At 33.6% G+C, this 11,689-nt stretch carries 7 protein-coding genes; 3 read left to right on the forward strand and 4 right to left on the reverse strand.

Annotated elements, in window-relative coordinates; genetic code table 11:
- Window positions 1-735 carry a LytTR family DNA-binding domain-containing protein gene (locus Q0807_RS04770; protein ID WP_299106965.1) on the reverse strand — a complete coding sequence of 245 codons (735 nt, stop codon included), beginning with the start codon at window positions 733-735 and terminating at the stop codon, window positions 1-3.
- A gap of 2 nt (window positions 736-737) precedes the next feature.
- Entirely contained in the window at window positions 738-2,912 is a 2,175-nt protein-coding gene (locus tag Q0807_RS04775) for a histidine kinase (protein WP_299106967.1), read from the reverse strand.
- Window positions 2,913-3,126: 214 nt separating this feature from the next.
- Here Q0807_RS04775 and Q0807_RS04780 point away from each other — a divergent pair, with 214 nt between their 5' ends.
- From Q0807_RS04780 to Q0807_RS04790, 3 genes are read left to right on the forward strand one after another with little or no spacing between them, the layout of a single operon-like run.
- Window positions 3,127-4,158, forward strand: a complete 1,032-nt coding sequence (locus tag Q0807_RS04780; protein WP_299106969.1) for an SIMPL domain-containing protein — start codon at window positions 3,127-3,129, stop codon at window positions 4,156-4,158.
- Between the two features lie 5 nt (window positions 4,159-4,163).
- Window positions 4,164-4,685 carry a rhodanese-like domain-containing protein gene (locus Q0807_RS04785; protein ID WP_299106971.1) on the forward strand — a complete coding sequence of 174 codons (522 nt, stop codon included), beginning with the start codon at window positions 4,164-4,166 and terminating at the stop codon, window positions 4,683-4,685.
- Window positions 4,686-4,692: 7 nt separating this feature from the next.
- Window positions 4,693-5,862 carry a VWA domain-containing protein gene (locus Q0807_RS04790; RefSeq protein ID WP_299106974.1) on the forward strand — a complete coding sequence of 390 codons (1,170 nt, stop codon included), beginning with the start codon at window positions 4,693-4,695 and terminating at the stop codon, window positions 5,860-5,862.
- A gap of 57 nt (window positions 5,863-5,919) precedes the next feature.
- On the opposite strand, the gene Q0807_RS04795 is transcribed toward Q0807_RS04790, so the two are convergent.
- Both Q0807_RS04795 and Q0807_RS04800 read right to left on the reverse strand, forming a co-directional pair.
- Window positions 5,920-6,933, reverse strand: a complete 1,014-nt coding sequence (locus Q0807_RS04795) for a type IX secretion system membrane protein PorP/SprF (RefSeq protein ID WP_299106977.1) — start codon at window positions 6,931-6,933, stop codon at window positions 5,920-5,922.
- Between the two features lie 7 nt (window positions 6,934-6,940).
- Window positions 6,941-11,689 (reverse strand): T9SS type B sorting domain-containing protein (locus Q0807_RS04800; protein WP_299106978.1); only part of this gene is annotated, 4,749 nt, incomplete at its 5' end.

An 11,689-nucleotide genomic window follows, 5' to 3' on the forward strand; every position in this document is an offset into this window, starting at 1 on the left:
CTACTTAAAATAAGACAACAAATCAGATTTCTTAGAAGCAGATACCAATATTTCTTTTCCGTTACTTAGTATTACACTTCCGCCTTTTCCTTTTACGTATTTTACAATTTCATTGACATTTACCAAATAGCTTTTATGTACTCTTGCAAAATTGGCTTCTGCTAGGCTTTCTTCAATATATTTTAATGTTTTACTGACAAGTTTCTTTTTGTTATTATTAAGATGAATTTCGGTGTAATTATCATCAGCCTTGCAATACATAATGTCTGCTGTTTCTATTACTTCAAAACCATCTTGCTGCGGAATAGTAATTTTTCCATTAACCGAGTTTGTCTTTGGAACTAAAACCTGATCCTGTAACGCATCTTCCTTTGTTCTAATTTCTGTAACATAATCAACAGCTTTTATTAACTCATCAATAGAAATCGGTTTCATTAAATAGTAAGAAGCATGTGCATTTAAAGCATCAATGGCATAATGGTTATATGCGGTTACAAATATGGTTTCAAAATTAATATCATCTACTTGATCTAATAAATCAAAGGCATTTCCATAAGGCATTTCTACATCTAAAAACACAACATCTAAATCATTGTTTTTGATTAGAACTAAAGCTTCTTCAACATTTGCAGCTTCTCCTAAAATTGAAATATTTGGGCAATATTTAGTCAGATAATTTCTAAGAATTAGTCTACTATTTTCTTCGTCTTCTACTATTATGGCTTTTAATTTCATAATTAATCTTTTTTTAATGTCACAACAACCTTAGTACCTGCATCTTCTAAATCTTGAAAATCTGCAATAGTAACATCTACTTTATCTTTATACATTTCATTCAAAATAGCAACACGCTTTTTAATGTTGTTCATACCTTTTGAATTTTGCTTTTTCTGATGATCCGTTTTTAAAGCTTTAGAACGCTCTCTTCCTATACCATCATCCGAAATAGTAATGGTTATCTCATCTTTAGTTTTTGGTTGAATATTAATATTTAAATGCCCTTTTTCGGTTTTATAACGCAAACCATGCCAAACCGCATTTTCTATATAAGGTTGTAATAACATTGGTGGAATCTGAAATTCTTCAACATCAATAGTTTCATCCACATCTATAGAATAATCAAATTTATCTTGAAATCTAAAATGTTCGAGCTTGGTATATAAATTTAGCAATTCAATTTCCTTTTTAAGCGGAATAAAATCTTCTTCGCTATTTTCTAGAACAGCTCTCATTAATTTAGAAAAATCCGTTAAATATTTATTTGCTGTGCGTTCGTCATTAGTAGCAATAAATGTATTTACAGAATTTAAAGCATTAAAGATAAAGTGCGGATTCATTTGACTTCTTAAAGATTTTAAAGCCAATAAATTATTTGCCAAACGTTGTTGTTTAATGTATTTAAACATTAGATACCCTGTAATTAAAAGCAATACCAAACCACCTATTAAACTGTAAATAATGAGTTGCTGACTTTTATTTCGTTCTTGCGTTAACTCATAAGTACTTTTAGATAACGCTCTATCGCTTTCTAAAGATGTAATTCTACTTTGTTGCTCTGCTATACTTCTACTAGCACGTGCTGCTCTTGAAATTTCTTGTATTTTTTTTGCATATAACTCGTCAACAACATTTTTATATTCGTCATTATACTCTATTGCTTTTTCTGTGTTTCCGGATTTTAAATGTGCTTCAGACAATTTACGTGTCGCATCTAATTTTACATCTAAATCTTCTTTTTCGTCGGCTTCTTCTCTACTCTTTTCGTAATAAGGAATAGCACTTTCTAAATCATTTTGAAGATAATAAGCATTACCAATTTTATAATTTTGTTTTTGTGTTGTTATGGGACTTTCATTAGCAATAACAGAATCTCTCTCAATATCCTTTATGCCTTCAATAGCTTGTTTTCTTAAAACAATTTCGTCGTCGTAATCTGCATTGATACTATTAAATTCTGCAACCTTTACTTGCTCTTCAACAGCACGTTTTTTGTTTTCATTCTTAGCTAAATTCAACGAATTACTAAAAAGTAATTTCGCTTTATTCGTTTGCCCTTGATCACTATAAACTTGTGCCATTTTAGAGTTTAAATCTGTGACTTTGGGAGCTATTAAGTGTTTATTAGCCACTTTTAATCCGTCTTCGTACGCTTTTATCGCTTTGGCATAATCCTTCAAATTTACGTAAGTATCTCCAAGACCTTCAAACCAAACCGTTTTTTGATAATTAGACAAGTCCTTTTCGTCAATCTGTTGGTAAGTTGAAAGACTTGTATTAAAATCACCATCATTTCTATAAGCTTCAGCCAATTTTAGCTTTGCAGAAGCCGTTGATGCATTTTGTAAACTTATTTTAAAGGCCGAAATAGCTAAGTCATATTGTTTCCAATACACATAAACGTCTCCCAACAACTCATGTGCCTGTGCACTTTGCTCCGCATTAATCTCTACATTTAAAGCATTTCCAATAAACTTTATACTCTTTTCTGCATCTTTCTTTAAATAGACATCTGCAGAATCTATCATCTCGTTAAACCGCTTAAAATCGCTCGACAGTCTTTTACTTCTACCATTTTGTTTGGCATCAATAACTTCTATGGTAATACGCTCATCTGATGTTACTGTATAATAGATGGTTTCAAAATCATTATGACTAATAATTAGTTCATCTCCAATTTTAACTTCCAAATTAAAGGTACCATCTGCAAAGGTTCGTGTATATCGTCCGCCATTTACTACAATCTCAACATTTTTATAAGGTGTGTACGATTCTTTTTCATACACAGAACCTCTAATAGTAAACACAGCAGTGTTATTAGAAGCTCTATTATCTAGTCTTTCTTGTTGTGCGAAGGATAAAAACCCAACGAACCAGAACAGTAATAGAAAACAATATGATTTAAAAAATTTCACGTAACATTTTATTTGTTGCACTAAACTTACATACTTTATTTGGTTTCAAAAAATGGGTATTGTAGAATCGAGTTCATTTTCACCATTAAAAAGCCACTTATACTAAAATACGAGTCAGGTTTACTCATCTAAAGGACTACTTCACTCATTCTGGTTTTATTTCAATGTTTTTTCGGCAGAGCTTTACCAACGAATCAAAAAACAACAATGAATTATGAAAACAATCAATTTAGGTATAGTACTAATACTCTTATTTAGTATAAATCTTTCAGCACAACACAGAGGAAACTATAATGAAATTACCCAAGATATTTCGAGGCAAAATATTTTATCTTCTGGAAACGCCCAAATTTACAACCCAACCGTTCAGCACCAAATTAACAAAACGCTTTATCCAAGTAATGTTTTGACTGTTGATGTAAAAGCACTTCAAAATGTTAGTGCAACAACTTACACAGCTATTTTTAACGTGTCTCAAATGGGTCCTTCTGCAGAAAAAACGAATCAATTAATGAAGGAACGTATTGATAGTATTAAACGCCGTTTAAACGCTAAAAGGATTACTCAAAAAGATATTGCTATTGATGTGATTTCTTTTATTCCTATTTATGAAGTTGAAGTCACTAAGAAACTATTCAGTAAAACGTATTCTGAAGTGCCTAAGGGATTTGAATTGCAACAGAACATTCATATACAATTCTCAAAAACAAATCAGTATGAAGCCATTTTAGAAGCTTGTGCACAAAATGAAGTTTATAATTTAGTTAAGGTCGATTATTATATTGAAAACATACAGGAGGTTTATAAAAATCTTCAAAATGAATTATTAAAACTTATAGAAGAGAAAAAAAGTTATTATAAAGCTCTAGGCTTTAACATGGCTAATTATGATGTTGCCATTGCAGATGATAAATACTGTTATTTCCCAAAAGATTTCTACCAGAGCTACCAAGCCTATAACAGTACTTCTGTTGAAGCTTTAAGCAAAAACAAAGGCGTAACAACAGTAAAAAAACAAACTTCTTATTATTATCAACCACTTACTTACGAAACTTATGATGTGGTTGTTAATCCGTCTATTTTAGAACCGGTTGTCCAAATAGGCATGAACATAAAACTCGTATTCACTCCAAAACCAAAAGAACAAAAACCAACACCTGTTGTTGAAACAAAAATAGACCACAAATATTATGTGATATCTCCAAACGGAGCTATTGACGTAAAAGAATTAAATACTAAAAATTAGAAATTATGATAAAACTAAAAATAATTTCAATCTACGTTATTCTCATATTTTCAATAAGCTTAAGCTTTGCCCAAAACAAACAAAATTTAGTAACTAAAAAAGTCAATTACGACGGGTTTGTAACACTAAGCGATAGTCTAAGAACTTATAGAGAAGCTAGATTGATAGACGAAGCTACTTTTAATATCTACAGACTAGAATCTAACACCATAATTTTGGATACAAGATCTAAAAAAGCTTTTGATGAAATACATATTAAAGGTGCAATACATTTAAATTTTTCAGATTTTACCGAAGCGAATTTAAAATCTATAATTCCAGATAACAAAACAAGAATCTTAATTTATTGTAACAATAATTTTGAGAGTCAGAAGCCTTCACTTTTTGATAAATCAGTTAGACTCGCTTTAAACATCCCAACATTTATAAATCTTTATGGCTATGATTATAAGAACATTTATGAGCTAGAAGACTATTTAAAAGAAGAAGAAACCATAATTCCATTGATTACAAACGACAAAAAATAAATTGATTATGAAAACACATTTTAAACCTTTAGTCTTAGCATTAAGCCTTACAACATTAATGGCTTGTAATGCAAATAACAAAAAACCAAATCCGTCAACTGAATTAATTGCAGAAACTGTGATTAATACAAACTCTAAAGAAAACCAACCCCAAATTAAAGTTGCGCTTCTACTAGATACTAGTAATAGTATGGACGGTTTAATAGACCAAGCCAAAGCACAACTTTGGAAGATTGTAAATGAATTATCTTATGCAAAATGCGAAGGTGACAGTCCTAATCTAAAAATTGCATTATACGAATATGGAAATGATAACCTTAATGCAGAAGAAGGCTACCTCAGGCAGGTTATTGCTTTTAGTGACGATTTGGACGAAATTTCAAAATCATTATTCTCTTTAACTACAAATGGTGGAAATGAATTCTGTGGAAAGGTTATTAAAACTGCACTGAACCAATTAGAATGGGGAACAAGTAAAGAAGATTTAAAGTTAATATTCATAGCAGGAAATGAGCCTTACTCACAAGGAAATGTGAGTTATAAGGATGCTTCTAAACTAGCACACCAAAATGGTGTCACTGTAAACACTATTTTTTGTGGCGATTATAATCAAGGTATCTCTGCATATTGGAAAGATGGTGCAGATTTAACCCACGGAAATTATATGGCAATAAATCACAATGAAGCAACCGTACACGTTGCCTCTCCATATGATGATAAAATTTTAGAACTCAATGAAAAATTGAATAAAACGTATGTTGCTTATGGTAATGCTGGTAGAAAAAAACTAGAAATGCAAGCAGAGCAAGATATCAATGCTATGAGTTATAATAAAGCTAATGCCGTAAGTAGAACAGTTAGCAAAAGTTCCCGTTTATATAAAAACAGTTCTTGGGATTTAGTAGATGCGGGAAAAGAAGAGGATTTTTCTTATGATGAATTAGATGAAAAAGAATTACCAGAAGAATTAAAAGGAAAGTCTAAAGATGAAATTAAAACTTATGTTGAAAAGAAAGCTAAGACTAGAGAAAAACTTCAAAATGAAATTGAAGCTTTAAATATAAAACGACGCAATTATGTAGCGAAGCAAAATACTGATAACACTAACAGTTTAGAAAATGCAATGCTTAAAGCGTTAAAATCACAAGCTGAAAAGAAAAACTACAAATGGGAATAATTTAAAACAAGAAAAAGGCTCAATTTTCATTGAGCCTTTTTTAATATTGTTATATCATTAGTTAATTGCAGGACAATTACACTCATACTTCTCTCTTCTACAGTTAAAGTTGAAACCTAAAGTAAACTGATGAAAACCACCTGTATTAAAATTCACTGTATTAGCTTGATAAGAATATGTATAAGCAAATACAAAGTTGTTATAATCTATTCCTATAAACGGAGTTACATATTGTAATTTTTGACTGCTTACACCAGCTCCATCTTGAAACTGAGCGCCATCTAAACTACGTCTATAAGATAATCCACCCCAAACTTTACCAAAATCCATTTCTTTATAAACCTTTCCGTTAATGTCAATAGAAGATTCTTCTGTTGCATCCCTATACATATACATTATAGAAGGTTCATAGCTCCACTCGCTACCAAACTTACTAAAAGTATATCCAGAAGAAAGCAAATAAGTTCTTAAGTTTTTAAATTCAAACTCTCCATTTTGATTATAATTTACGCCAGAATTATCTAAAATATTTTTAGCAGTAAAGTGAGCATAAAAATCTACAAAATGATAAGAGAAACCAAAGTCAATATTAAAATTAGTCGCGCTTTGTTCTATACCAGCAACAGCTGTATCAAACTCACCAGGCGCTAACCAACTTGTTTCATCTAACTTATATTGTAAAAATCCAGCACTTATACCAAATGATAGCATATTTAAATCGATCTCATTTCTAGAGAACATTAAGTGGTAAGCAAAAGTTGCATAACCACCAACGGTTGAGTGGTAACCATTGGCATCATTAAACAAAACACCACCAAGAGCTACAGGAGAATCTCCTAGTCTGCCATTCATACTCAATGTTTGCAAGCTAGGCGCATCATCAACACCAAACCATTGCTGCCTTGCTGTTAACCTTATTTTAGCACAATTTGCAACACCAGCCATTGACGGGTGAATTAAGTAATAATTGTCTGTTAAATAATCTGAATAAATAGGGATACCTTCTTGAGCAAAACCGAAATTTGCTACCAAGGATATTAAGGCTACTAAACAATACTTTTTTAATTTCATATTTTTCTTATCGTTTCAAGGTAAAATGGGCTTTAAATTCTTTACGTATATCTGTTCCTGGTTCGTCGTACTCTACTGTAAACCAGTAGTCACTTGTTGGCATTCTATTGCCATTAAACGTTCCATCCCAACCGCTTCCTTCTGGACTCAATTGCTTTAACAACTTTCCGTATCTGTCAAATATATAAATTTTTGCATTACTTCCAATACCTGCGATGTTCCAAGTTTCGTTAAATCCATCTCCATTAGGTGTAAAATACAATGGATAATCTACGATAAACGTCGTAGCACTCTCACTTCCACAGCCATTCTTGTCTCTAGCTACTATCTCATGCTCACCTGAAGAAACATTACTAAATATAAGTTCATCTTGCCATGGTCCGCCATCTAAACTAAACTCATACTCTCCGATCTCATCTCCTAACACTACTTGTAGAACGTGATTTTCTGCAAAAGCTTGTGTTAATTGTTCTATTGTTAAACTTGGTGGCTCACTTTCTGTGACTAGAGTGTCATCTGTATTTTCACAACCTGTGATTAGATTTGTTATCGTTACACCATAAATTCCACCTGCTGTTGGCATTAATGTCGCTTCTGTTGCTCCTGTTATGTCTACACCTTCATAAGTCCATACAAAACTATAATCTGATGTTGACAAGAATGTATCTATTACTAATGGGTCTAATATTTCAGAGCCATTGGTGTTTATACATAAAATGTATTCATCGTCTAAATCAAATTCTGGTAATGGATTCACTTCTAAACTGACTTCTGCTATCGCGTAACATACTGAGGTATCATTTCCGGTTACGACATCTGGTGTGTCATTATCTACTCGTCCATATATCACTTGTGGGTTAACCACATTTTCATACAACGTTGGTAATGGGTTCACCTTTAAGTTAGCGTCTTCTAGTGTTGCATAGTAAGTCACCACATAGTTCGTTGCATCTTGACCGTCTAACACAAAAATGTCTTGGCTTGTTAAATCAAACTGAACACTATCATTAGTCGTATCTCCATCGGTTTCCATGTTGTCATCACATAGCTCGTAAACGATAACATCCTCTTCTGCTCTAGCTCCTTCTTGTACTTCTATATTAAATACTTGGGTACTGATTGCACAACCTGTTACGTTATTTGTAATTCTTACATAAATTGGCTGTGGGTTACTGATGCTATTAGTGTATGGACTTACTAAAGCGTTTACACCATCTTGGGCATCTATTAAGGCTTCATGATAAGTCACTATAAATTGTGTGGCATCTTGTCCGTTTAAGACTTCAGCATCTTTGGTGGTTAAATCAAAGCTATCTATGCCATCTGTATTGAGTTCACATTGTATAAAATCGGTTACTGCTACAACCTCTGGTAATGGATGTACCATAATTGTAAAGTCTACTAGTGCATAACAACCTGTGATATCATTGGTTACTCTTACATAAATCGTTTGCTCTGGTGTTGCTGTATTACTGTAAGCAGTTGGGTCTACTATAGCATTGGTGCCTGCATCGGCATCATCTGCTGTTTCGTAGTAACTTGCTGTTACATTGGCTTCGCCATTTAAAAGCAATACTTCATTTTCTGTTAAATCAAAAAGCTCTACGCCATCACCTGCATTATCATTATCACATAATTCTATATTAGGTAATACTAAGGTTGGTGTTGGATTGGGTTGTACTCGTATCGTTAAGGTCACCATATCCGTACAACCTGTGTTAGTATCTGTAACTACAGCATATAAAGTCTGTGGATTAGCTACTGCACCATTTACACTTGTGTTAGTGTATTGTGTTGGATCTGGAATGACATTTAGCTGTGCTTCCGCATCTAGCTGTGTCTCATAATAGGCTACAGACCAACTTCCGTTACCGCCTGTGATTTCAATATCTTTTACCGTTAAATCAAAAACAGTGATTTCATCGCCTGGTACTTCTCCTAAATCATCACAGGTATTTAATTGTGTCGGTTGAATCGCTACTGGTGGTAGAGATACACTCAACTCAAAGCTTCCCGTATCTTGACAACTTGTTATTGGGTCATATAAACGTACATAGAGTGTTTGTGGGTTTACAGTGTTGGTATAGTTACCAACGTTGATAATTGGATTATCACCTGCTTCTGCGTCTGCTAAACTCACATGGTATGTTAAAATAACATCTGCTGGATTTTGTCCGTTAAGAATTTCTGTGTCTTTTGTTGTTAAGTCAAACGCTGCAAAACCATTACTATCTGTATCACAAATAACATAAGACTCTATTGCTGTTGGCACTTCTGGTGCTGGATGCACTATAAGCTCTAGCCTATTTGTCGTTAAACTATAACAACCGGTTAATGTATTTTCTGAACGTACATATAAAAATTGATTGTTCGCTACGATATTTGTATAAGGACTAGTAAGCGAATTGTCTCCTGTCTCTGCATCAATCTGTGTCTCGTGATAGGTAATGACAACATTTGGCTCACTGTTGGTGATTGCGATGGTACGTTGTTCTAAATCAAATGCTCCAAAACCATCATTATCATCATCACAAACTTCTATAGCTTCTGGACTCGCCTCTGGTGATGGTATAGGGTTAACACGTAACGTTACGGTTACTGTATTATAACAACCTGTGATATCGTTTTGTGCACGTACAAAAATAGTTTGTGCATTACTCGTATTAACGTATGGACTTGCGATTGAATTTATTGCATCATCTGCATCGGCTTGTGTTTCGTAATACGTTAAGGTAATACCTGTTTGACCATTTAAAATCTCTGCATTAGCATCTTCTAATGTAAAGCCTTCTTGCTCATCTCCTGGATTATTAACATCACACAACTCTATTGGTGCTGGTGTCACTAAAACTGGTAATGGATTTACTATTAATTCTAAGCTGGTTAGCTTATAACAACCTTCTACGGTCATATTATCTTCTACTCTAATCCATAGGATTTGACTAAAAGGATCCGTATTAGTATAGGCTGTTGGATTGCTTATTGGATTACTTGCTGTTGCCGCATTATCTTCTGTAGCATAATAGCTCACAATATATTGCGTAGCATCTTGTCCGTTTAAAATCTCTGCATCCTTACTTGTTAAATCGAAGATTGCAAAACCATCGGCTGAAATATCATCACAAACTTCTAATGCGGTTGGCGCTACAAGTTGTGGTGTTGGCTCTACGATTAAGTCTAACTCTACGATTGTTGCACAGTCTGTCGCTATTGTTGCACTTTCTACTCTTACATATAGCTTTTGCTCATTAATAACAATGTTATTGTAATCAATACTCGTATCAATTGCATCGACACCATTTTCTGCATTAACTGCTGTTTCATGGTAAGTCACTTGTAAGCCTGGTGCACCTGCTGTTACTTCATTGTTAACATTCGTTAAAGTAAACACGCCAAAGCCATCATTGTCTGGGTCACAATACCTTAATGGTTGTGGTGTAAACGCTATTGGTGCTTGTTGCACTATCAATTCTAAAGTGGTTGTACTATAACAGCCTGTATCAATATCTTCTACACGTACATGAATAATTTGTCCGTTGCTTGTATTGGTATAAAGCGTTGGTAAAGGATTCGTCCCTGATATCGCTTCACCTGGAAGTTCATAATAGTTGACCGAATAAGCTGGATTATTACTGGTAATCTCTCCATTCTTTAAACTTAAATCCATTTCGGTTAGACCATCTGGCGTACCGTCATCACAAACTTCTAAGGCTGTTGGAGCCACTAAACTTGGTAATGGATTGACTACTAAATCAAAACCTAAAGTTGAACTACAGCTTGTGATTGTATTAGTTAACACAGCTATGATTGGTTGTGGATTACTTAAATTAGTATATGGTGTTGTAATGGCGTTGATACCTGATTCTGCGTCTACTGTATTAGCATAATAGCTCACAGAAACATTGACTTGACCATCCAAAATCTCTGTCGTCTTTGTACTTAAATCAAATACTTCTTCTTCATCGCCTGGGTTAGCGTAATCACATAATTCATAAGCGGTTACTGCTATAGTTGTTGGCTTTGGATTAACTATTAATTGTAACGTAGTAATTGCTGAACAATCGCTTAGGTCATTATCGATACGTGCATAAATCTCTTGTGCATATGCTGATGTATTAGTGTAGTTGGTTGGTAATGGACTACCACCTGCTATTGCACTTGGCATATCTGCATAATAACTAACACTCATATTGGCTTGTGTGCCTATGACTTCTGCATCTCTTAAACTTAAATTAAACACTGCAAATCCGTCTGTATTATCATCACATACTTCTAATGGTGTCGTAGTATTAGCGATTGGATTAGCTAAAACTTCAAGTTGTAATGAATTGATATTATAACAATTTGTAGTGGTGTTTTCTAAGCGTACAAAAATTGTTTGATTTGCTGGATCGGTATTAATATAGCCATCAAATAATTCACCTGTATCTGCCATTGCTTCTGATGATGTTCCATGGAAAGACACTTCTATTCCCGTTTGTCCGTTTAAGAAATCTGATACTTTATCGCTTAATGGGAAGCCTACAAATTCATCTGTATCATCATCACAAACTTGCAATGCTGTCACTGCAAATAGCTCTGGTAATGGGTTAATTATCACTTCAAAACTTGTAGTTGCATAACAGTCTGGATGTAATGGGTCTTCTACTCTTACATAGACGGTTTGTGAACTTAATGTGCTTGTACTTGCTAAAGCGCCTACATTATTATTGGCATCGTCTTGGCTGTTATGGAACGAAACATCAAAAATTGCTGC

This window comes from uncultured Winogradskyella sp. (assembly GCF_947495255.1).
Taxonomy (GTDB): Bacteria; Bacteroidota; Bacteroidia; order Flavobacteriales; family Flavobacteriaceae; genus Winogradskyella.